This is a genomic window from Salinicoccus carnicancri Crm (assembly GCF_000330705.1).
Taxonomy (GTDB): Bacteria; Bacillota; Bacilli; order Staphylococcales; family Salinicoccaceae; genus Salinicoccus; species Salinicoccus carnicancri.
On the sequence record NZ_ANAM01000009.1, the window covers coordinates 1 to 22,774 of the forward strand.

The window sequence follows — 22,774 nt, forward strand, 5'->3', positions numbered from 1 at the left end:
ATGGATCATATCATCAAATATATGCCCGTAATCGGGGCGGTCCACCCCCAGCATCTCCTGCATGGCTTTACTTGTAAGACCGATTTTTTTACCCTTCACGACAGCCCCGTCCGCAATACGCTTTTGTACATATTGGAGCTGTGCCCCGTAAGCCTCGTCCACAGAAATATCCGGAAAACATTCTGTGAATGGTTCAACAGGTTTCATATTTTTTTCAGCATCGTATATATAATCTCCAAGATCACAAGTAATGGTCATACATACCCCTCCTATTGTGCCACCATCTGATACAGGGTATAGGACGCTATCCTTCTCTCCCATGTAATGGCAATCTCAAACCTATTTATCTTATCCATCAGGCACTTTTGCGTAAACGAAATCTTCTGTGCATCGTTATCTACGTATATCTGCGCTTCATACCGTTTGAACCCCGCCTCAATCGTCACATTATATATTCCGTCCTGCGGAAGCATGTAGTAATCATTCAAAGACAGATAACCATCCGTCACACGGGCTTTTGTTGAATAATTCCTGCCCAGAAGCTCCCTCAACTCAGAAATTCTGCCTTCCAAAATCGCACTCCTGATACAGGTGGAACTTATCTTGCTGCCCATATGGGTCACTTTATCCACCTTTGTTGCTCCGATACTGAAACCTGAATCGGCCGCCAGCCTGTCCATGTTTCCCTCACCTTTGAACCCATAGGAGAAATCATAACCAGCCACCGCTTGGATGGTCCCGAGCTTTTCCAGGTACTCTTCTACATATTCATGAGGTTCCATGGAAGCGAATGCCTTCGTAAACTTTACGATATAGAAACGGTCGACACCCATCTTCTCAAGCACACGCGCCTTTTCCTCAAGCGGCATCAGATAGTCGACACGCTTTTTTCCATTTGAAATGACGGTCTTCGGATGCGGGAAGAAACTCATCACATCAAGTGAAGCATCATGTTTTTCTGCTTGCCGCTTTGCCTCTGCGATCACTTTCTGATGTCCCCGGTGCACCCCGTCAAAAAAACCGAGTGCCATCACGTTTTTACTGGATTTACGCTGCCATGCCTTCAAATTCATATCATCAACATAAATGATTTCCATCTGATCCGCCTCCCCTTTGAGGAATTCCTGCATATCCGGCGTTATTTCGCCACTGCTTCCAGCGCTTCGAGCCTTCTGTACTTGCCGCAGTTGAAGATGAGCGGCTCCCCCTCTTTCAGTACGAGATCGTTCACTTTGCCGATGAACAGCACATGATCCCCTTCCGTGTGCTCATTGTACACTTCGCATGACAGCTGGCACAGTGCATCTTTTATGACCGGCGCCTCACCCAGGCGGTCGAATTCAAATTGATCTTCAAACTCCTTCTGTCCGGCAAACCGCATGGATTCCTCCTGCTGCTCACAGGACAGGACGTTGACCGAGAACCTTCCGCTCTGACGGATCCTGTCCAGCATTTTCGCCTGGTCCCCGATTGAAATGACGATAAGCTTCGGGTCCAGTGACACCGACATGAATGCATTGGCAGTCATGCCATACACTTCACCTTCCACCTCTGCTGCGATAACGTTCACGCCTGTTGCGAATTTCCCCATTGCATTCCTGAACTGACGATCTTCCATACAATTACCTCCTGAAAATTTATTTATCAATCGACTGTTGCATATTCTTCATCAATTTTCCGGCCCCGCTTCTGTTTCTCGTTCTCAGACTGCTCAATTTCTTCACCTTCAGCATCTTTTTCAAAGAGCCTTGTTTTCTGTATGACAAAGTACAGAACTACGCCGGCTGCTAATGCGGCTGCTGCACCGTAAAGTGCCAAAGTGATTGCCATCAGACCGGCAACGCCCATTTCCGACTCTTTTTTGAGCTGCTGCATGCCAATTGTGATACAGAGATAACCTGTTAAGATCAGTGTCAATGACAGTGCTATGGGCAAAAAGGGCCTGAAGAATGAAACCAGCGGCAGGAGCATGATTCCGACACTGAAGGCAATCAGCATTGAATTCGTTCCTGAAAATATTGAGTCCATCGATTTTCTTCCATAGGTATACCTTTCAGCCACTGACGCTGTACCTGCAGTAAATATCGGTCCTGCCATCCCTGGGTGCGGAGCAAACAAGCCATTGAGCAGGTTACGCAGAAATGTCAGTTTATGAAGCATGCTGAAACTGTAGTTAATCTTCTCATCCGGCCGCGACTCTTCCGCACGTTTTATAACCTGTTCACCGACGACGATATCACCATAGGCAATCACATACGCCATGATCGCTGTAGGTATTGCCGCTACGAACATTTCCAAGCCCGGAAATCCTATGGAAAATGGAGACATTGCCCATACCTCCTGAATTGCCAGTGGAGTGATCCCCCATTCTATATCCGGGAATGAGTATTCACCAACCACAAGCCCGATGGCAATGGCTGCCATGATTGCCGGAATGATACCGTAACTGGCTATCTTCTGTATCATACTGCTTTTTCTTGATATTTTTCTAAAGTACATTGAGAACATGATGAACAGGCACAGCACAGAACCTATCCCAATCGTTATTGGCGTTTCCGTCAATCTGCCCCCAGGCTCTATCTCCGTCATGATTGCCGCGATCCCCGCGCCTATCAAAATACCGCCTTTAAGGGATGCCGGCAGATTCTTCACAACTTTCTCCCCCAGGCCGCTGATTCCGAAGACAAGGAAGATCAATGCGAGTACCAGCTGCACCGCTATTACTGCCTGTATTGCTTCCGGTCCCGGATCATACCCTTGGAGAAACACGATGATCAACGGTATCAAAGCTGTAATGAATCCTGAAACGAACGGCACTCCCATCGAGGATGGCAGAAGCATCAGGAACTGATTCAATATTGTAATGGTCAGAGCAGCTTCATATGAAATCCCCATAAAGCTCGTCATGATTTCTATCATGCTGAGCCCGGCTGTAAACAATACCAGACCCTGTATCAGTTCCGCCTTCTCAAGTCTATAGTGTATGAATGGCAGACGGATCTTGAATGATCCAAGCGGCCAGTACGGCTGTTCTTCCCCATCCTTCCTTTTTTTGAACACTGTTTGAAATCCCCCTCTATTGATAAATAGATGAATGTCCAAGACATCCATCCATTTAGATTACTTCACAGGTGCTTTAAGGAAATCTTTGATGACCCGGTTGAACTCTTCAACCTGCTCCCACTGCGGCCAGTGACCTGCATCATTTATGACAGTAAGTTCCGCTCCCGGTATCATCTCCTGGATCGGTTTGGCCTGTTCCACTGAGGATGTAGGGTCGTGATCCGTCCACGCAAGCAGTGTCGGTGCCTTGATCTTGCTGCACCATGAAGGATCCCATATATACTGTTTACGTGCTTCAGGGTCCTGCAGATGGACGATGTTATATACCGCTTCCTGATAGGCAGGCTGTGTATAGATATCATATCTCGACTGGATCAGCTCATCGGTTACAACACTCTTGTCATACATCAGCCATTCAAGTCGTGTTTTGACATTTTCGTAGCTTGCTTCAACAACCGCTTTAATTGTGGAAGCCCTGAGTCTCTCCATGATTTCCGGATCACTGTTTACGTTGCCCGGCGTATTCAATACCATCGCCTTTACATATTCAGGATGTTCGGCAGCGAACCATGCAGCTACCCAGCCGCCAAGTGACTCGCCTGAGAGAAAGACTTCGTCCAGCCCAAGCGCGTTTATTACGTCCAGAAGATGATCACTGTAAGCGTCAATTCCATACGGCTTGTCCGGCTTGTCCGTATAACCGTGACCGAGCATATCGATGCAGATCACCCTGAAGTCCTCAGCGAGCCCTTTTATGTTTTTGCCGTATGCCTCAATATGACCGCCTGTCCCATGCATCAGGATCAGCGGCTCACCTGTCCCTGATTCCATTACGCGCGTCTTTACACCATTGGCATCTAAATAATATAGTTTGAATTCAATGTCCTGTACTTCAGTCCAAAGTGACACAAAAATTCTCCTCTCTTTTAAGAAAATACTTTTCTGACTAATTATTGACTTTAGGCTTCACCCAGTCTTTATTGACCGGGGTCGTCTCAAAGAAACGATCAGGCACTGAAGGCCCCCACCACAGGCGGCCATTCGCATCATAATCTTCCTTGGTCCAGCCGATCGGCGGGAGATCCGTATCGCGGTTGTAGTCACCGGAATAGATTTCTATACGATGCCCGTCGGGATCACGCACATAAAGGAAGAATGCGTTACTCACACCATGCCGTCCCGGTCCGTACTCGACTGAATCCCTGTATCCCGCATCAGCCAGCAGGTCAGCCGTTCTTACAACACCTGCCACACCATCAACGATATAGGCAATATGATGAAGCGCCGTTTCCTCCTGCCTGACAAGGGCAACATCATGCGTGGAAGTTTTGGCCCTTGTCCATGCAGCAAACTTTTCATCACCATCCTGCACATATTCAGAAATGCTGAATCCGATGGCTTCCCAGTATTCCCATGCTTTATCGACATCTGTCACACGGAGGTTCATATGGTCAATTCTGACCGGAGGAATACCGTTGAACCTGTGGGTATTACGCATAGGCAGCTTTTCTACTCCTGGTCTGCCCCCGCCGACATCAATCTGTTCCATCGCATGGTAGAATTCCACCGGATGCCCGCTCGGCTCAGCAACCCTCAATGTACGTCCGCGTCCCGGATGGTGACTTTCAACCATTTCAGTTTCAATGCCCATCTCCCCGTGTTTCTTCTGCAGCTCATCCAGATATCCTTCACTGGACACCCTGAGTCCGAAGCTTGCCAGTGCCGCTTCTTCCTTCTGAGTCAGGACGAGAGTATAGATATCAAACTCGTCTGTCGCTTTAAGATACAGGCTCTCCTCCGTCTCATCCGCTTTGATGAACCCTAAAGTATCCACATAAAATCTTTCAGATTCTGCGAGGTCTGTAACGAATAGTTCAATTTGTCCAAGTCTTAATATCATAAGTACTCCACCTTTTTTATAGAATTGTCAGTAAACCGGGGTCCATTGCTACCCTCTGACATTGCTGTCGAATCCAAACAGATCCTGGCCATACGCTGCAACAGCATCTTCATACAGGGAAGTTTTGTGTGTCGCGAGCGACATCAGATCTCTGTAGAACAGTTCAATCGGCCCGCCCTTGTATAGTGCTCCTCCGCCAAGAGTAAGCAGGATGCGTGTACCAATGTCTACTGTATTTTTGATGATTTTTGTCCTTAGGGCGAAGAACTCTGAATTCGGTGTTTCACAGCCGTTCTTTTCATAATCTTCAAGCAAGGTCATATATTTATCGAGAAGCGCCTCCGCAACTTTAAATTCAGTTGTGATTTCCGCAATAACCCTTTGGCTTCTCGGAGACTCACTTTCCCTGACACCATCCATCAGACGCACTCGCTTTTCAGTGGCATTCTTAAATTCTTCAATCATTCTTTCAGCTGCTCCAACCGCCATAACCGGGAAGCCGAAATAGAATGCCGGGAATAAAGGAACATGATAGAGGGGGTAGTCTTTCTCATAGTTCTCCTCGTGTGGCCTGCGTGTTTCGACAGCTTTATCCACATCGAAAATCATTTCATCGGATACAAACACATTATCCGCGTTAACCTGATTGCTTCCGCTTCCCCTCAGACCGAATGTATCCCAGTTCACAACCACTTCCAGCTGCTCGATGGGGATAATTGGAAGGATCACTTTCGATTTGCCTGATTCATCTTCAAATTTCACACCCACACCGACCCAGTCTGCATGATTGACTCCGCTGACAAAGTTCCATTTGCCACTCACTCTATAACCGCCCTCGACCCTCTCGGCAGTCCCGACAGCTGCAAATATATCTGCAATCAATCCGCCGTCCTTGTAAACTTTGTCCTGACCTTCCTGCGGCAGATATGCAGGGAGCATATTATGCAATGGATACAGGAATGACAGCCATGCAGCAGAGACATTATAGTTGGATACCGTTCTTAAAACTTTGACGAATGTTTTCAAACTTGTTCCGGGGCCTCCCTGATTTTCAGGGATCATCATTTTAGTGATTCCGACCTCTTTCATGAGATCTACAACTTCCCTCGAAACACTTGCGTTTTCCTCCGCCTGATGCGCTTGCGATTCTGCCAGCTCACCTACGCGTCTCGCACCTTCCAGAAGTTCGTCTTCAGTCAGATTCACTTGCGCAGTTAATTGCTGTGTCATATAAAAACATCCTTTCATCAGAAAATTTCTCAGTGTATGCGGTTTCAACGATATTTACAGTCTATATTACAAATTTTCTGATAACTAGAGCAATAACTGCCCATGAAAAATTAATTCATGAACACTGTTTGTTGGTTTGTGATGAAAAAATCATAAATCATCGGACATTTATGTCTTTCAAAACAATCAGAGCTTTCATGATGAGCAGCAGGCTGTTGCCCACCTCGGGGTCCCTTATGTCCTTTTGCAAGATGTGCTCTATCCGTTGTATCCTGTGCCTCAATCCACTCATGGACAAAGCCAGATCGGCAGCCGTATTCCTCAAGTTTCCTCCGTTACTTAAAAAATAATACAATGTTTCGAACAATTCATGATCTTTTTCATCCTCTGCTCCGTACAATCCCTTCAATTCCTCTTTCGCAAGAATCTGTATACTTTCTATATTATTGGAATTGATCAACAGTCCCACCACCCCCAGTTCATCATAGGAGACGCGGCTTTTACGGATGGCGAGCCTCAATGCAATCCTGGCTTCTTCGTAACCTTTGGCTACGTTATCAATATTCTCTTCATATCCTCCCAGTCCCATCTGGAAGCGGATATTTCCCATATACTTATGAATGTATTCGACATACCCATCCAATATATTGTCTATATGGTCAGGTTCGAAGATCATCATAATGATCTTGTCATCGTTGAAACCTGTTAACGCCTGCTGGCCCTTGCTCCTGTAATACTGATGGGAGAGATCGAGCAGCTTTTCCTGGAAGCCAAACTCCTCCTCTAGGGTCGTAAAGTCATTTTCATAATTTATGACCACCAGCCGGTAAGGCAGGGTGAAATCCACATCAATATACTTACCTCTCTTGACAAGTTCCGATCTGGTATACTCACCGCTCAAGACCTGTTCCAGGTAATTGCCTTTCATCCTGCCCAGGGATTCAAACGCTGCTTTTTCATTGAGCAGGACCAGCGCTGCCGCACTGGCCAAATGTTCCAAATAGAGATATTCTTCATCGTATTCCCCTGTATTTTTCTTGTCGACAATCATCGTACAGTAACCCAGCAACTGCTTTTGGACAAGCACTGGAACCACTATACGGTTGTATGCTTCAAACTCATATATCTTCTTGTCGGAGGAAAGGGTGTATTCACTTTTATCCTCCACTATGAATTCCGGCGCAGTCTCAATCATCTCTTTTCGCATTTCTTCTTTTTGAATATCGGAAATCCCCGCACAGGCGATGGTCTCCATTGAAAGATCCTCTATCGTCAGAGGTTTTCCAACGAGCTCGCCGGCAACTTTGACAATCGCTTTCAGATCCCTCCCGTTAACGACTTCATTCGTCAGCTCTTTCTGAAAATCCGACAGGTTTGTGATGAACTCCGTCTGCTCAAGCAGGTTGTCATACGTATATTCCAGCTCCTCCACGATCGGTTTACGTCCAAGCAGGTCAGCCACATTCTGTTTTACATCATCCCCCCAGTCTTCCTGGGGTCTCACCATCCATTGGCATGTATCATGACCGGCTGCGGCACATGTGATTTCTTTGGCGATCAGTGGTTTCTTGAAAATCGTGGACATCATGCCGCTGGAATAACCGGCAAGTGTATGGCATACCGGTTCTTCGGATGGGCCAAAGTGATGCAGATGCTGTTCCACTTCATATGAATCGAACCATTCACCTCTGCCAACCAGCGTTTTAAGCGAACCGTCTTCATTATATTCAATATCACATCTGTGATCGATACCGCTGATATGGCCGCTGGCGATATGCTCTATCGGCCCGTCAATTACCAGATCCTCAAGTGCTTTGTCGCTTTTTAACAGCTCACGACCGTCAGCCACACCCATTTCCCAGCCAAATTGAAACAGGAAACTATCCATGCGGTCAATCCCAATATGTTTAGCCACCTGCAGACGTAATATTCCCATGGAATTCGCAGAAGTCCTTATCTTCCGTCCATAGCCAGATTTATGTATCTTCTCAATTGACTTATCTTCAACAGAAACTTTCATTTTCCATCCTCCCAGCATGATTCGTAAAAATGAGCCCGGGACCACTCTGTCCCAGGCTCATTCTCCATAATCCATCCTATGCGTTCAACTGCTTTTCTTTTGACAGTTCCTGTGCGACACCGATGATCCAGTCTTCCTGGCCGCCGACTGCGCCCATCTCGGCTATTCTTGTCAGTATGTCCCGGGCATCCACTCCGTATTCCCTGCCTGCACGTTCTGCAAAAAGCAGGAAACTGGAATAGACACCTGTGTACCCAAGTGTCAGGGAGAGACGGTCTATCTGTACCGGTCGTTCCATCATCGGTTTCATCAGGTTTTCAGCAGCGTCCATCGTCTTGTAGAGATCCAGGTTATGGTCGATATCCATTCTGTCCATCACTGCCACGAGCTGTTCTGTTGCGGTATTTCCTGCACCCGCACCCATGCCTGCCAGACTCGCATCGATCCTGTCGGCGCCTTCCTCGATTGCGGCGATTGAATTCGCCACACCGAGTGACAGGTTGTTGTGTCCGTGGAAACCGATCTGGGTCTTGCTGTTCAGATACTCTTTGAACAGGGAGACCCTGCGCCTTGTATCATCCATCGTCAGCGCACCGGCGGAATCGACGACATAGATGGTGTCTGCACCATAGGATTCCATTTTCCTGGCTTCCTCAAGAAGGTTTTCAGGTGGCGTCCGGTGGGACATCATGAGGAAGCCGACCGTATCCATGCCGAGTTCTTCGGCTTTTTTGATGTGCTGCTCGGATACATCCGCTTCTGTACAGTGAGTTGCCACGCGCGCGACCTGTGCTCCCCAGTCATGTGCCCGTTCAAGATGCTCGATCACACCGATTCCCGGAAGCAGCAGTACACCGACTTTTGCATTCTCTGCATTGGCAACCGCTGTTTTGATGATGTCCTCCTCGGATTCCTTTGAAAAACCATACTGGATGGAGCTCCCTCCCAGGCCGTCTCCATGCGTCGCTTCGATGATATCTGCGCCCGAATCATCGATTGCCCGTGTCAGCCGGGCGATCTGGTCGGTTGAATACTGGTGACGGATCGCATGCATGCCGTCCCTTAAAGTCACATCATTGATAATCACTTTTTTGCCCATCATTCAGCAACCCCTTCCTTTAACATGCTCTCTGCCATTACTTCCCCTGTCCTGACTGCTGCGGAAGTGATGATATCGAGATTGCCTGCATATTCCGGCAGGAAATCCCCGTTCCCTTCCACTTCAACAGATACGGTAACGATGTTTCCTTTGATGACCGGATCCGCTTTGAATCTGTAGCCCGGTACATATCCCTGTACATTGCCGAGCATCCTTTCCAGTGAACCCTTTATCGCCCCGGCGTGTGCTTCTGCATCTCCCGCAGTCTGTACATGTATCGTATTCCTCATGAGAATCGGAGGGTCTGCCGGGTTCAGGGTGATGATCGCTTTTGACTCTTTGGCCCCGCCAACTTCTTTCAATGCACTGGCTGTAGTGACAGTGAACTCATCGATATTCTGCCTTGTCCCGGGTCCTGCACTCCTGCTTGAGATTGAGGCTACAATTTCGGCATAGTCGACCGGCAGTACATCCGATACGGCCTTGACCATCGGAATCGTCGCCTGTCCGCCACAGGTGACCATGTTTACATTATCAAGCTTCGGGATCTCCCTCTCTTTCAGATTCACCGATGGAACAAGGAACGGGCCTACTGCCGCCGGTGTCAGGTCGATCGCTTTCTTTCCGAGATCCTTTAAAATTTCCGCATTATGCAGGTGCGCTTTTGCAGAAGTCGCCTCATACACAATGTCCGCAAGCTCCGGACGCTCCACAAGACCGTCTATACCGTTGGATATTGCGACAAGTCCATTCTCTTCTGCCCGCTTCAATCCTTTAGATTCCGGATCTATGCCGATCAGGGCAGTGACTTCCAGCTTTTCACTTCTTAAAAGTTTGACCATCAAGTCTGTTCCGATATTGCCGGATCCGATGATTGCACATTTGATCTTTTCATTCGTCATTGGATACATCCCCTTTTTAAAGTAATTTCTTACCGTTGCAGCAGTGCCCGGATGCTTCCTCCAGATGTTTCCTGAGAAGCACCTGGGCTTTCTCCACATCCTGTCCTGCCATTGCTTCGACAATTTCAACATGCTGGTCTATGATTTCAGACTGGTTTGTAAACGTTACCTCACTGGTTATATCGATCAGCGTCCTGAAAATATTACGCTGTGCCATCCACAAATGGAGGAGGGAATTATTCCCCGACATTTTGACAAGCAGATGATGGAAGGCAAGATCCGTTTCAACGTCCCTGTCCTCATAGTATTCAGCGTCACGCATCTGATTGATATATGACATGAGCTCACCCTCGTGCGCTTTGAAAACCTCAGCCGATACCTGGCTCAGTGCATGATTTTCCAGAAGGATACGTGTGTCATACAGGTTTTCGATATCCCTGATTTCAAAGCCCGTCACCGCCGTCCGCCCATTCGAGAATTTTTCCGCAAGATTCTCAGTGACAAGTTCGCCGATTGCTTCCCTGACCGGCCCTCTGCTGACACCAAGCTCGCCGGACAGTTTCGTTTCCACGAGCGCCTCCCCTTTTTCGTACTTTCCCAGTATGATCTCCTTTCTCAGATGGTCGACCACCTGGGATGCAATATTATTCTTTACAATCATGGTCATCACCCGCTCAATTATCTGAAATGTTAACAGTTAACATATTTCAAGTTTAAGAAAGCGTTCTCTGTTTGTCAAGTTAATATTCAGAAATTTCTATACTAAAAAACCGGGACTCTCGTCCCGGCATGCTATATGCCGATCAGGTACAGGAAGAACGGTATGGTCAAAAGACTCAGCAGTGTTGTGACCAGCGTCGAGAATGATACAAGATTCGGCTTTACATTGAATTGTACGGCCAGCATCGTCGAATTGGCGGCCACGGGCATTGCATTCAGTATGATGAAGACCATCTTCATCGTCTCGTCCACAGGCATGAACATGACGAGCACCATCGCTACAATCGGCGAAACGACCATGCGGATGAGGACGACAGCGTTGATGTTTCTCAGTTCAAAATTTTCCTTCCTGATTTCGGCAAGCTGCATGCCAAGGATCAGCATGACGACCGGAATGGCCGCATTGCCCGTCATCTGCAGGATCTCCATCAGCTTGTCATCGATTGTGACGTTTCCAAGCTGGAACAGTAACCCTGCCGCCGCACCGTATATCACCGGTATCCTGAATATGCTCAGGATGGCATCCTTCACGGAAATCGTGCCCCCACTGCCGAACGATGCGATGAAGATACCGACTGTGCTGATAATGAAGCCGTGCAGCACCATCAGTACGATGGCATAGTCAAAAGCCACTGCACCGAGCGCAAACAGCATGACCGGTGCACCGTAGTTCCCGCTGTTGGGGAATAGAGTTCCTAGCAAAATGGCCGAAACATCCTCTTTCGTGGATTTCATGAACCATCCGGCGAGTACGGTGATTCCAATGAGGAGCACTGTAATGATCACCGAAAATATAAACAGGAACAGATAGTCCACTGTCAGTTCATTGCGGTAGAACGTATCGAATGTCAGAAGAGGGAGCAGTATGTACAGAGACATGGCCGATATCGATTTGATATCCATCTTCAAAAGTTTCTGCGAGGCATAGCCGATGCCGAAGATAAGAAACACCGGCAGTACAATCATCAATAATTCCATGCTGTTCAACGTCCTTTGAAAAGATTTGAATCCTATTCTCAATGATAGGCGAAAAAGATGCATAAAGGTAGCCATTGAAACAAAAAAGAAACCCTGAGCCGTGTCAGAGCTTCTGCCTCCCGCTTATCATTTCTTCCTTTTCCATATCAGTATTGCCGAGATTATTGCCAGAATGACCAGGACGGATGACAGCAGGATCATGAACATATTATCATTCGATGCTTCTGCCTGTGAACTGCCCGTCTCGGATTCGGCTTCTGTCTCCTCTTCAGTTTCTTCTTCTGCAGATTCTTCAGTTTCTTCTTCTGTCGATTCTTCGGTTGTGTCCTCTTCTGTAGATTCCTCAGCGGACTCTTCCTCAGCCGCTTTTAGCTCTTTCCGGTTTTCTTCAAGAGCAGAAGATAATGCTGTCTCGGCTTCATCCGCCTGCTGCTGGCCGGCTTCATCGCTGCCAACTATGCTTCTGGCATTTTCAAGGGCTGACTGCAGACCGGGACTGCGGTCTGCTTCACTGACCGCTTCGGCATCTTCAATCACGCTTTCCAGTTCAGCCGTGTCCACTTCCGGGGCGTCCTCCTCCGACTGTGTGGTCGTCGTACGGAAATACGATGTCAGAAGCCGGTTGCCGGATGAATCCACCGGCCTGATATAGTAGTTATAGTTCGTGGAAGTCTTGAGTTCCTCATCGGTGAAACTTGTCTCTGCAGTTTCGTCGATTTTCTCATCATTCCGGTAGATCTCATACTTTGCCGCCCCGTCCATCTCATCCCATGAAATCTTTGCAGTGTTCCCGGTCACTTCATCGACTGTAACCAGCCTGTTGTGGAAATGGCTGATGAATTCATATGTCTCAGGTGCGCGGTTCTGGAGTTTGCTTTGGGCATCTCCGCCCATATAGTACATTGCAAATACTTCAGCAAAGTATTCTCCCGGTTCATCAAAATACTCGGACACTTTATGGTCGCCGAATAACGCGTCCTTTTCACTGTTCATGATCTGGCGGAATTCATCCGACCCGCTCACCGTGAAGCCGGCGGCATATGAATCGACTGCGTGACCATATTCATGCAGTTCCAGATTGATCGTGGAATGGCCGTTTCCCGGGTCGCTGTAGCCGATTCTGGCAGCGGTTGTATGACCGCCCGCTCCCGGCACTTCATCCCATGTGGAATTTGTGTTTTCCCAGCCTCTCGGCACCTTGCCGGAAAGGTAATCAAACTCAGGAAGTTCCGTAAGCGGCATGTCCATAAGGATGATGCTCACACCTGCACTGTTTGTATGCTGCAATATGCGGTCGTCCACTCTCCGGAGCCTGTCGATCATCGCCTGGGCCTCCGCCGAGTCGTACTCTCCGTCATCCGATCTGATATCGATCATGCTGTCCAATGCACTGTTCGCTGATGCCTGTTCTGTGTTTGCGGTTAGTAATGAAAGGAAAAGAACGGCCAATATAACAAGACCGGACTTCCAGAGGGAGCTGCCTTTCATAAAATTCCCTTCTTTCTTTTTGCTGATTCATATCCGTATTCTTCCCGGACTCAGAAAAAATAGTCATGTATGAACAATCTTTTAGCAAACGTATCGCTATTGAGAAATAAAGTCAATCAATTCACTATCATATAAAAGCCCGTTTCTGGAAAACTGCCTCAAAAGTCCCCCCATTATTCACATCCAGCCTTTATATTTGAAGAATCCGAGCATGGATACGCTGATGATCAGCATCAATGCCAACGAAAGATAATACCCGATATCCCATTTCAGTTCCGGCATGATATCGAAGTTCATGCCGTATATGCCGGTAATCAGCGTAAGCGGCAGGAACACCGCTGAAATGAGTGTCAGTACGCTGATGATCCTATTCATACGGTAGGTATTATAGGATATATAATTATCCTTCAGTTCATCCACCATCTCTTCTGAGAAGCGGATGATCAGCTTCTGCCTGTCTATTTTGGTTTTCAATCTGTCCAGAAGGCCACCGCTCTGCGAACTGGTGAATATATCATCCTGCTCTTCAAACTTCTCCGCCAGCTCCTCCATCGGGATGATCACACGTTTGACCCGGAACACTTTCCTTTTCACATCAAATATTTTCGCGGTCAGATCACTCCCCTTTTTCTCATCCGCATGCTTCTCCTCGAAGGATATGACTTCATCTTCAATGTCACGCACGATATCAAAATACTGGTCCACTGTCGCAAGCAGGATGTGGAGGGCGATATCGACTTCCAGATCATCCTGTTTATTTTTGATGATTTTGGCGATATCAATGAATTCATCAAGGACCCCATTATGGAAGGTAATGATAATGTCCTGCATGACACATATGTTCACCGCATGGGCCTCAAGTGTCTCCTGATCTATGACATGACAGATCAGAAGCTGGTAATCACCATTGTTGAAGTAGGCCGGGCGGTAATTTTTAACCATCTCATCTTCGAGCTTTATATCCCGAAACCCGAAATCATCGAGCAGCTGTTCCTTATCGTCAAAGCTGCTGTAGTCATACCACGTGAATGTTACGTCACCCGGCACATCTCCGCCGCGGGACGCTTTTTCTATAGTGTCATCTTTCGTTATGTACTGTATGGAAAGACCCATCTTATCACCCCACTGTCCCTAATACCCGAATTTTCAGTTGTAAAGCCGAAAAAGGCAGTGAAACCGTGAGGTCCCACTGCCGATCAGGATTGAATATGCCATCCATCAGACTTTCCCCGCCCGGAGCAGCAGCCATACGAAGTACGGTCCGCCGATCAGGGAGACGACGATGCCTGCAGGTATGATCATCGGTGCAAGAAGAAGCTTGCCCAGGAGGTCCGCTGTGGTGAGCAGCAGTGCGCCCATCACAAACGATGCAAAGAACAGAAACTTCATGTTATGCCCGAACATCATCCGGGAAATGTGCGGGGCTATAAGCCCTATGAAACTGATGGCTCCGCATACGCTGACCGCAAGGCTCGACAGCATTGCCGCCAGCACGATGAGCACAATCTTTTCCCTGTTGACATTCATGCCGAACCCCGTGAGCATCTCATCATCCAGATTGAGCATATCCATCTCCCGGAGCCTCGAATATACGAGCACCAGTATGATCAGTATATAAGGGACTGAGACAAGGACGAACGCCCACGTATCCCCCCATATGTTCCCCGCGAAATAGCGGTTGAGCATTTCCATCTGTTCGGTATCGAACAGGGAAGTGAATACATAGACGAAGCCGGTGACGCCCATCGCGGTCGCAATACCGATCAGGATGAAAATATTGCTCTTGAACTCCCCGCTCATGAAGGACAGGGAGAAGATGATGAGCACCGTGAGCAGCCCGCCGGCGAAGCTCATGATCGGCAGGGCGTACAGGTGCTGGGTCAATGAACCGCTGACGAAGGTGATGAATAAAACAACCCCGAAGCCGCTGCCGGCATTCACTCCGATGATGCCCGGGTCAGCCAGGGCATTCCTCGAAATCGCCTGCAGTATGAGACCGCTGACAGCAAGTGCCGCCCCGCAGACGAGCGTAATGATGATCCTCGGCATTCTGAAATCAAAGAAGACGGTCATTACATTCTCATCCGCACTGCCTGTCATCAGGGCTGCAAGATCCTGGAATGTCAGATTGAATGTACCTGTAACAAGACTTGTAATGACCACAGCTACGAGCAGTATGACCAAAACGGCCAGTTTGTATGAATTACGCATACTGCCCACCCCGCTTCTTGATGATGTAGATGAAGAAAGGCAGGCCGATCATTGCAATGACTGCATTGACCGGCGCTTCATTGAACACCCTTGCGAACATATCGGACAGGGCAAAGATGATTGCACCGAACAGCCCGGTGTAGATGATTGTATATTTGTGCATATTGCCGTATATCATCTTGACGATATGCGGCACCAGGAGACCGAGGAATACGACGTTGCCCACCATCGCAACGGCGATGCTCGAGAGCATGACCGCAATGACGAGTGTCAGCCATTTGTACAGTCCGCGGTTCTGACCGAGGGAAACCGCCATTTCGTCACCGAACAAAAGGACATCCAGTTCTTTTGCCATCATATAAAGTGCGATGACGAGTACGGCCGCCAGCGGAACGACAATTACGAGGTTCCCTATGGACTGGCCGCTGGCGCCGCCGGCGGTGAAGAATGTCATGTACTGCCCGAGGTCATTCGTAATCACAAGGAAGTCAGTGATTGCATACAGAAACAGCGAAATCCCCGCACCTGCCAGAATCAGATGGAGCGGGGATCTGGAACGTGTGACCGACAGGATGACCAGACCGACCAGCATGCCGCCGACAAAGCCGCTCACCATGATGGCCACGAAAGATAATGCCGGAACAAGCAGTGCCGCAAGTATGATTGCAAGGTTCGCTCCGGCATTTATGCCGAGGATGCTCGGTTCACTCAGATCATTGTGCGTGACAGACTGCAGCACCAGGCCCGCAATGCTGATCATGAATCCTGAGACGAGCGCCGCAAGTACGCGGGGCATCCGGATTTCATAGAGGATCTGATGCGTCTTGTCCGTCATATCAAGGCGGGTTATGACACTCCATACCTCACCGGGGGCATAGTGGTTCGCCCCGAACATCATCGCCAGGATGAAAGAAATAAGAACGCCCATCACAATGATGGGCAGTGTATACCATCTACGATCCATATTTGACGCCTTTCACCGTTTCGCAGAACAGGTCGTAATCTGCAAGAATCGGTTTTTTAGTGATGGGATCGATGGATATCTTTCCGTTGATATTAAAAACGTCATTCAGGATTTCATTGGTCAGGACTTCTGTGGGATGGCCGCTGGTGATGATATCCCCGTCTTTCATGACGACAAGGTTGTCAGAGTACTTGATTGCATGGTTGATGTCATGCAGCACCATGACCACCGTCTGGTGCGACTGTTCATTGAGCTCTTTGACGATATTCAATGTTTCGAGCTGATGGTGGATATCGAGATAGGTCGTCGGCTCATCGAGCAGCAAAACATCCGCTTCCTGTGCAAGCAGCAGACTGATCCATACACGCTGTGCCTGACCGCCTGAAAGTTCGCTCATCATGCGTTTGCGGAATTCATCCGCACCGGTTTCCCTCATCGCCCAGTTGATGATCTCTATATCATGCTCCTTCAGACTCTGGAACCTCTTCAGGTGCGGATACCTGCTGAAGCTGACCAGATCCTCCACTTTGACATCATATTGCAGTTTGTTGCGCTGTGACAGTATGCTGATCTTTTTGGCGACTTCCTTTGATTTCATCTGGCGTATGTTGATGTCATTGATGTAGACGCCGCCCTCTTTTGCCGAAATGATGCGGGAAATCGTCTTCAGCATCGTCGACTTGCCGCAACCGTTCGGACCGATGATCGTCGTCACTCTGCCTTCCATCAGTTCCATGTTTATATTGTGTAAAATCGCTCTGTCGTTCAGTTCCACTTTTATATCTTTAAGCGCCACACTCGTCATTATTAGACACCTGCCTGGTTTATTTCGTTAATGCATCGACCAGAAATTCTTTCTGGTGTTCAAGCGAATAGGGATCATTGTAGTAGAAAGCCGGCGAATCAAATTCAATCACCCGGTCGTTTTCCACTGCATCAAGACCCTGCCACACCTCTGTATCCTTATAGGCATTATCTGCACCGGCATCACCGCTTCCAACGAACATGAAATCACCGGCATATTTTTCTATCTCTTCGGCAGATATGCTCTTCCATCCTGTTTCCACGACTTCATTCTGGATTTCTTCCGGTACTCCGAGTCCAAGACCCTGATACAGTATCTCTGTACCGCGGCCCCAGTTCGTACCATAGACATATATATCTTTTGCATATTGTTCCATTACTGTTGCGGTGGCGTCTTCACCAACCGCTTCCTCTACTGCCTGTCTGTCTTCAGCGAGTTCAGCCTCGAAGCCTTCGACCCACTCAGCCGCTTCCTCTTCTTTGCCGACTATCCGGCCCATCTCCTCATGGATATCCAGATAGTTCCACTTGTCATACTCCACCGGAATCGTCGGGGCAATCGCTTTCAGCTTGTCCAGATTTTCATCTGTCGAGAAAGTGATGATGAGGTCGGGGTCCAGATTCATGACCTGCTCTACATTGCCGACTTCAAGCAATTCTACATTACCATCTTCGGCTATCGGCTTCAATACTTCACTGCCTTCAACATCGTTTGACACGCCTGCCACATTTGCATCAAGCTGCATCAGGTTGCCGAAATAACTCGACGCCAGTACGACGATGCGCTGCGGGTCTTCCGGAATTTCAATCTCTTCTCCGCCATCCGTCGTATACGGCACCATCTCAGGCTCCCCGCCGGAAGCCTCTTCAGTCCCATCATCCTCGGAATTGCCGCACGCTGCGAGGATCAGAGCCATCATTGTTGCAATCATCCATATGTACTTTTTCATTTTCCTTCCTCTTTCCTGTTCCTAAATTATATTTCTCATTGATAATCATTATCATTGATTATATAATAAATGAGAAACCACCCAATTTCAACAGAAAAGAGGATGGAGCATGAAAATTTCTGATACGCTGATCATCGGTGGCGGCCCTGCGGGCCTTTACGCAAGCTTCTACGCCGGACTCCGCGGCATGAGTGTCCAGATCATCGAACATCATCCGGAGCTTGGCGGCAAACTCAATATATATCCGGAAAAGATCATCTGGGACATCGGCGGCATTCCACCCGCCCCGGCCCAGGACATAAAGAACGACATGATTGAACAGGCTAAGACGTTCAATCCCGGCATTTCTGTTTCCACAACATGTGAAACAATCACAAAACATGAGGACTATTTCGAGGTTATCACTGATAACGGTATCTTTTACAGTAAAACCATCATCATCGCGTCAGGCCGGGGCATTTTCACCCCGACGCGTCTCAAAGTCGAAGGCGCGGATAAATTCGAAATATCCAATCTCCACTATACAGTCAAACGTTTCGCCCGCTTCAAGGACCGGCATGTGCTCATTTCGGGCGGCGGCAATACCGCCATCGACTGGGCAGCCGAGATTTCCAATATTGCCGCGAGCGTCACGATGATATGCCGGAGCGACGCCATGCGCGGACACGAAGCGATGGCCGAGGAACTCCACCGCCGCGATATCGACATACAGTTCAACAGATGCATCGATCACCTGACACCCAATGAGGCAGGCGACCGCATAGAATACGTCGTGCTCGATGACGGCAGCCAGGTCGCAGTCGATGATGTCCTTGTCAGCCATGGCTACGATTCCAACTGTGCCTTCCTCGAAGCGATGGAAGACCAGTTCGATTTCAATGAGCATCAGATGCTGAAAACCGAACATATGGTGGACACGACGGTACCCGGCATCTTTGCGTGCGGCGACCAGGTCGAATACGACAACAAAGTCAGGCTCATCGCCGGCTGCTTCTCAGAAGCCGCCCAGGCGGCGAACCATGCAAAACTCTTCCTCGATGAAGATGCCCTGGCTGAGGGCATGGTGTCTTCACATAACGAAGTCTTTGCAGAGAAGAACAAGGAACTCATGAAGAGAATGTGAACCATATTGAATGAAGAAGGCGCCCAGGGGCGTCTTTTTTATTTCACACGTAATAGAAGCCAGGACTCCTGTCCTGGCTTCATGTCCTACATCAAAGCTGTTATGAATACGAAGAGTATGATAACAGGAAGCAGGTACCTGATGATGAACACCCATGTCCTGAATATCAATCCCTGTTTCACATCCAGTGCCTGAGAGACGCTGCCGAGATCCACTTTCCACCCGAGGAAGAGTGTGGCGAGCAGTGCTCCGAGCGGCATGAATATGTTGGATACGAGCATGTCCATGGTGTCAAATATGGACCTTGAGAAGATTTCCACATCCGACAGCACGCTCATGGAAAGGGTGCTCGGTACACCGAACAGGAAGATGAGCACAGCAAAGATCCATGTGACTCTATTCCGCTTTTCCTGGCGCCCTTTGATGACGTTGCTGACGTTGATCTCGATCATCGAAATGGATGAAGTCAGCGTCGCGAAGAGGAACAGCAGTATGAACAGCAGGTAGAACCAGGCACCGCCTGCGATTTCAGCGAATACCTTCGGCAGTATGATGAACAGGAGCCCCGGCCCCTGGGCCTCGTCCTGCATGCCGAATGATGCGACGGCCGGGAAGACCGCAAGTCCTGCAAATATCGTGATGATGACCGTCGTGAGGACGATATATGCCCCACTGTGCGGAAGGTTCACATCATCCTTTACATAGGATGCATAGGTGAGCATCCCCATTGCACCGATGGACAGTGCGAAGAATGACTGGCCGAGCGCGAACAGCACGGCTTCACTTGTAATCGCACTGAAGTCCGGCATGAGCAGGAACTCCACCCCCTCCATTGCACCGGGCAGCGTCATGCTGCGCGCAATCAGCAATATGAAGGTCAGGAACAGCATCGGCATCATGATTTTTGATGCACGCTCTATCCCCTTCTCGACCCCTCCTGTCACAATCCAAGCCGTAATGAGCATGAAGGCGGCCTGGCCTGTGATGACCATCCACGGCGTACCCGTCACCGCATCGAACAGTCCGGGTGCCGTGACATCCGCCATGCCGAGAATATCGCCGATTGCCAGTATAAAGTACACCATGATCCAGCCGCCCACTACGCTGTAGAAACTGAGCAGTATGAAGGCGGCGATATTGCCGAGCAGGCCGATCAGCCCGTATGCACGGTGCCCGCCCAGGAATTTGAACGTCTCGATCGAAGGCCGCCTGCCGAGCCTGCCGAGTGTGAATTCCACCATCAGCATCGGCAGGCCGACGAGCAGTGTGAATATGAGGAATATCAGGAGGAAAGCACCTCCGCCAAACTGTGCCACCATGTACGGGAATTTCCATACTGCGCCCAGACCGACTGCCGAACCTGCTGCAGCCAGTATGAACCCGAGCCTGGATCCCCATTGTACCTGTTGTTCTTTCATTGTATGAACCACCTTACCTGTCATTTTCCATTCCAATAAAAAAAGCCACCCGGTCCGCCCGGATGGCTGGTAAAGTGTGCCATCCAGAGAGAACAGATGGCCGATTCCAATTCCTCAGCCATCGCAAGTACAAGACAAGATGACCTGTACTTACGATGGGTAAATACAAGTCTACATGCGATAGCTATACCAGATGTTTACGTTGATGGTGCGGAACATGGAAATCATCCTTTACAGGAAATATTAGAATGTCACTATTCTACTCATATGTGAATCGCTTGTCAAACATCAGATAATTCTGTGTCTTCCCGGTTTTGTCATATGAAATCATAGCATATGGGTAACGTTTCTCGAATCCCTATTGACACAGATGGTTTCACACGTTAAAGTGAATGAACTAAATGAACATTGATCTTATCAAGAGAGGTGGAGGGACTGGCCCTTTGAAGCCTCGGCAACAGCTCATGTGAGCCAGTGCCAATTCCAGCAGCCAAAACGGCTGTAAAGATGAGAAGAGATACAGTTTTTGTGGCCTCTTCCATATCTGGAGAGGCTTTTTTATCGTCTTGAAGATCATTCATAAAGAGGAGCATTGTCATGAAACCTGAACAATCCAAAGGAAACCCGCTCGCCCTGATGCCGCTGCTGGTCTTTGTACTGCTGTTCATCGGCACAGGCATCATTACAGGGGATTTTACAGCCATGCCGATCCCTGTGGCACTCGTCATAGCAATCATCGCGGCGCTGCTCATCAAACCCAGGGAACGTCTGAATGAAAAGATCGGCATCATCACAAGAGGGGCCGGCAAGGAAAATATCATGCTCATGGTGCTCATCTTCCTTCTCGCAGGTGCGTTTTCAAAAGTCGCCGAGGGCATGGGGGCTGTGGACTCCACTGTCAATCTCGGGCTGACACTGCTGCCGGGCAGCCTGCTGCTAGTCGGCCTGTTCATCATCTGCTGCTTCATCTCCATATCCATGGGGACTTCCACGGGCACAGTCGTCGCTCTTGCGCCGATTGCAGTCGGAATCTCAGACCAGACTGAAATTGGTCTGGCACTTGCGCTGGCCACGGTCATAGGCGGCGCCATGTTCGGTGATAACCTGTCTGTCATTTCCGATACGACGATTGTCGCGACACAATCCCAGGAAGTGAAGATGGCAGACAAGTTCAAAGTGAACTTCTTCATCATACTCCCGGGCGCCATCGCAACAGCCGTCATCCTTTATTTCATATCGACTGGAATCTCGACAAACGTCGGGGAAGGGATGGAATATGACCTGATTAAAGTCATCCCCTACCTGGCGGTCCTCATCATAGCCCTCTGCGGTGTCAATGTACTGACTGTCCTCGTCGGCGGGACGGTGCTTGCCGGCATCATCGGCTTCATGGACGGTTCGTATAATTTCACGTCATTTGCCGGTGCTGCCGGGGAAGGCATGGCAGGCATGATGGAGATCTCCATCATCGCCATATTGATCGGCGGCATGATCGGGCTCATTCAGCATTATGGGGGAATCGACTATCTGCTCCATTTCATCACGAGCCGTATACGCTCCAGAAGAGGTGCTGAATTCGGTATCGCCTCGCTGGTCGGCGCGACGGATGTCAGCACTGCCAACAACACGATTTCAATCATCATCACAGGCCCTCTCGCCAAGGAGATTGCGGATGAATACGGCGTTGACCGGAGGAAATCTGCAAGTCTGCTCGACATTTTTGCAGCAGCGTTCCAGGGGCTGATCCCGTACGGCGGACAGCTGCTTGCAGCGGCGGGCATCGCAGCGATTTCACCGGTCACGATCGTCCCTTATTCAATCTATCCGGCCATGCTTCTCATCTGCGGCATCGTCGCGATACTCGCCGGCTTCCCGAAAAAACTGAAGGCATAGAAAAATCACTC

General features: G+C 49.0%; 20 protein-coding genes, 1 pseudogene and 1 riboswitch. Of the genes and pseudogenes, 2 read left to right on the top strand and 19 right to left on the bottom strand.

Annotated elements, in window-relative coordinates; all coding sequences use genetic code 11:
• From C792_RS0112190 to C792_RS0112275, 18 genes and pseudogenes are all read right to left on the bottom strand, one after another.
• Positions 1–258: pseudogene (locus C792_RS0112190) on the bottom strand (2-keto-4-pentenoate hydratase); the annotation flags it as partial.
• 11 nt (positions 259–269) lie between these two features.
• Positions 270–1,097 (bottom strand): FAD synthetase family protein, encoded by an 828-nt coding sequence (locus tag C792_RS0112195; protein ID WP_040608908.1) that lies wholly within the window; start codon positions 1,095–1,097, stop codon positions 270–272.
• Between the two features lie 41 nt (positions 1,098–1,138).
• Positions 1,139–1,618 (bottom strand): flavin reductase family protein, encoded by a 480-nt coding sequence (locus tag C792_RS0112200; protein ID WP_017549736.1) that lies wholly within the window; start codon positions 1,616–1,618, stop codon positions 1,139–1,141.
• 26 nt (positions 1,619–1,644) lie between these two features.
• Positions 1,645–3,060 carry a solute carrier family 23 protein gene (locus tag C792_RS0112205; protein ID WP_017549737.1) on the bottom strand — a complete coding sequence of 472 codons (1,416 nt, stop codon included), beginning with the start codon at positions 3,058–3,060 and terminating at the stop codon, positions 1,645–1,647.
• 60 nt (positions 3,061–3,120) lie between these two features.
• Entirely contained in the window at positions 3,121–3,972 is an 852-nt protein-coding gene (locus C792_RS0112210) for an alpha/beta fold hydrolase (RefSeq protein ID WP_017549738.1), read from the bottom strand.
• Between the two features lie 37 nt (positions 3,973–4,009).
• On the bottom strand, positions 4,010–4,963 hold the full coding sequence (gene hpaD, locus C792_RS0112215; protein WP_017549739.1) for a 3,4-dihydroxyphenylacetate 2,3-dioxygenase: 954 nt from the start codon (positions 4,961–4,963) through the stop codon (positions 4,010–4,012).
• A gap of 48 nt (positions 4,964–5,011) precedes the next feature.
• A complete protein-coding gene (locus C792_RS0112220) occupies positions 5,012–6,193 on the bottom strand; it encodes an acyl-CoA dehydrogenase family protein (RefSeq protein WP_017549740.1) in 1,182 nt (393 codons plus the stop codon).
• Between the two features lie 157 nt (positions 6,194–6,350).
• Complete coding sequence (locus tag C792_RS0112225) at positions 6,351–8,213, bottom strand: V4R domain-containing protein (RefSeq protein ID WP_017549741.1); 1,863 nt, start codon at positions 8,211–8,213, stop codon at positions 6,351–6,353.
• 76 nt (positions 8,214–8,289) lie between these two features.
• Positions 8,290–9,312 (bottom strand): 4-hydroxy-2-oxovalerate aldolase, encoded by a 1,023-nt coding sequence (dmpG, locus tag C792_RS0112230; RefSeq protein WP_026090351.1) that lies wholly within the window; start codon positions 9,310–9,312, stop codon positions 8,290–8,292.
• Positions 9,312–10,214, bottom strand: a complete 903-nt coding sequence (locus C792_RS0112235; RefSeq protein ID WP_017549743.1) for an acetaldehyde dehydrogenase (acetylating) — start codon at positions 10,212–10,214, stop codon at positions 9,312–9,314. Before C792_RS0112235 ends, dmpG begins: the two co-directional genes overlap by 1 nt.
• Before the next feature lie 16 nt (positions 10,215–10,230).
• Positions 10,231–10,875 carry a GntR family transcriptional regulator gene (locus C792_RS0112240; RefSeq protein ID WP_017549744.1) on the bottom strand — a complete coding sequence of 215 codons (645 nt, stop codon included), beginning with the start codon at positions 10,873–10,875 and terminating at the stop codon, positions 10,231–10,233.
• Between the two features lie 131 nt (positions 10,876–11,006).
• On the bottom strand, positions 11,007–11,912 hold the full coding sequence (locus tag C792_RS0112245; protein WP_017549745.1) for an AEC family transporter: 906 nt from the start codon (positions 11,910–11,912) through the stop codon (positions 11,007–11,009).
• 126 nt (positions 11,913–12,038) lie between these two features.
• Complete coding sequence (locus C792_RS0112250) at positions 12,039–13,400, bottom strand: anthrax toxin lethal factor-related metalloendopeptidase (protein ID WP_017549746.1); 1,362 nt, start codon at positions 13,398–13,400, stop codon at positions 12,039–12,041.
• Positions 13,401–13,577: 177 nt separating this feature from the next.
• Entirely contained in the window at positions 13,578–14,513 is a 936-nt protein-coding gene (locus C792_RS0112255; RefSeq protein ID WP_017549747.1) for a CorA family divalent cation transporter, read from the bottom strand.
• Between the two features lie 105 nt (positions 14,514–14,618).
• Positions 14,619–15,611, bottom strand: a complete 993-nt coding sequence (locus tag C792_RS0112260; RefSeq protein WP_017549748.1) for a FecCD family ABC transporter permease — start codon at positions 15,609–15,611, stop codon at positions 14,619–14,621.
• A complete protein-coding gene (locus tag C792_RS0112265) occupies positions 15,604–16,575 on the bottom strand; it encodes a FecCD family ABC transporter permease (RefSeq protein WP_017549749.1) in 972 nt (323 codons plus the stop codon). Before C792_RS0112265 ends, C792_RS0112260 begins: the two co-directional genes overlap by 8 nt.
• Entirely contained in the window at positions 16,565–17,380 is an 816-nt protein-coding gene (locus tag C792_RS0112270; RefSeq protein WP_017549750.1) for an ABC transporter ATP-binding protein, read from the bottom strand. The genes C792_RS0112265 and C792_RS0112270 overlap by 11 nt, the downstream gene beginning before the upstream one ends.
• Positions 17,381–17,399: 19 nt before the next feature.
• Positions 17,400–18,329, bottom strand: a complete 930-nt coding sequence (locus tag C792_RS0112275) for an ABC transporter substrate-binding protein (protein ID WP_017549751.1) — start codon at positions 18,327–18,329, stop codon at positions 17,400–17,402.
• Positions 18,330–18,438: 109 nt separating this feature from the next.
• Here C792_RS0112275 and C792_RS0112280 point away from each other — a divergent pair, with 109 nt between their 5' ends.
• Positions 18,439–19,452: an NAD(P)/FAD-dependent oxidoreductase gene (locus C792_RS0112280; RefSeq protein WP_017549752.1), complete on the top strand. Its 1,014-nt coding sequence runs from the start codon at positions 18,439–18,441 to the stop codon at positions 19,450–19,452.
• Between the two features lie 86 nt (positions 19,453–19,538).
• Here the strand turns inward: C792_RS0112280 and C792_RS0112285 are convergent, their stop codons facing one another.
• Positions 19,539–20,870, bottom strand: a complete 1,332-nt coding sequence (locus C792_RS0112285; RefSeq protein WP_017549753.1) for a sodium-dependent transporter — start codon at positions 20,868–20,870, stop codon at positions 19,539–19,541.
• Between the two features lie 411 nt (positions 20,871–21,281).
• Positions 21,282–21,384: riboswitch (SAM riboswitch) on the top strand.
• A gap of 83 nt (positions 21,385–21,467) precedes the next feature.
• On the opposite strand from C792_RS0112285, the gene C792_RS0112295 reads away from it, so the two are divergent.
• On the top strand, positions 21,468–22,763 hold the full coding sequence (locus C792_RS0112295; protein ID WP_017549755.1) for a Na+/H+ antiporter NhaC family protein: 1,296 nt from the start codon (positions 21,468–21,470) through the stop codon (positions 22,761–22,763).
• Positions 22,764–22,774: the final 11 nt, after the last annotated feature.

Coding starts and splice junctions, on each gene's coding strand:
- C792_RS0112220 (WP_017549740.1), bottom strand. CDS start 6,193: ATGACACAGCAATTAACTGCGCAAGTGAATCTGACTGAAGACGAACTT.
- C792_RS0112280 (WP_017549752.1), top strand. CDS start 18,439: ATGAAAATTTCTGATACGCTGATCATCGGTGGCGGCCCTGCGGGCCTT.
- C792_RS0112285 (WP_017549753.1), bottom strand. CDS start 20,870: ATGAAAGAACAACAGGTACAATGGGGATCCAGGCTCGGGTTCATACTG.
- hpaD (WP_017549739.1), bottom strand. CDS start 4,963: ATGATATTAAGACTTGGACAAATTGAACTATTCGTTACAGACCTCGCA.
- C792_RS0112270 (WP_017549750.1), bottom strand. CDS start 17,380: ATGACGAGTGTGGCGCTTAAAGATATAAAAGTGGAACTGAACGACAGA.
- dmpG (WP_026090351.1), bottom strand. CDS start 9,312: ATGGGCAAAAAAGTGATTATCAATGATGTGACTTTAAGGGACGGCATG.
- C792_RS0112225 (WP_017549741.1), bottom strand. CDS start 8,213: ATGAAAGTTTCTGTTGAAGATAAGTCAATTGAGAAGATACATAAATCT.
- C792_RS0112240 (WP_017549744.1), bottom strand. CDS start 10,875: ATGATTGTAAAGAATAATATTGCATCCCAGGTGGTCGACCATCTGAGA.
- C792_RS0112235 (WP_017549743.1), bottom strand. CDS start 10,214: ATGACGAATGAAAAGATCAAATGTGCAATCATCGGATCCGGCAATATC.
- C792_RS0112200 (WP_017549736.1), bottom strand. CDS start 1,618: ATGGAAGATCGTCAGTTCAGGAATGCAATGGGGAAATTCGCAACAGGC.
- C792_RS0112265 (WP_017549749.1), bottom strand. CDS start 16,575: ATGGATCGTAGATGGTATACACTGCCCATCATTGTGATGGGCGTTCTT.
- C792_RS0112295 (WP_017549755.1), top strand. CDS start 21,468: ATGAAACCTGAACAATCCAAAGGAAACCCGCTCGCCCTGATGCCGCTG.
- C792_RS0112255 (WP_017549747.1), bottom strand. CDS start 14,513: ATGGGTCTTTCCATACAGTACATAACGAAAGATGACACTATAGAAAAA.
- C792_RS0112195 (WP_040608908.1), bottom strand. CDS start 1,097: ATGGAAATCATTTATGTTGATGATATGAATTTGAAGGCATGGCAGCGT.
- C792_RS0112250 (WP_017549746.1), bottom strand. CDS start 13,400: ATGAAAGGCAGCTCCCTCTGGAAGTCCGGTCTTGTTATATTGGCCGTT.
- C792_RS0112260 (WP_017549748.1), bottom strand. CDS start 15,611: ATGCGTAATTCATACAAACTGGCCGTTTTGGTCATACTGCTCGTAGCT.
- C792_RS0112245 (WP_017549745.1), bottom strand. CDS start 11,912: ATGGAATTATTGATGATTGTACTGCCGGTGTTTCTTATCTTCGGCATC.
- C792_RS0112275 (WP_017549751.1), bottom strand. CDS start 18,329: ATGAAAAAGTACATATGGATGATTGCAACAATGATGGCTCTGATCCTC.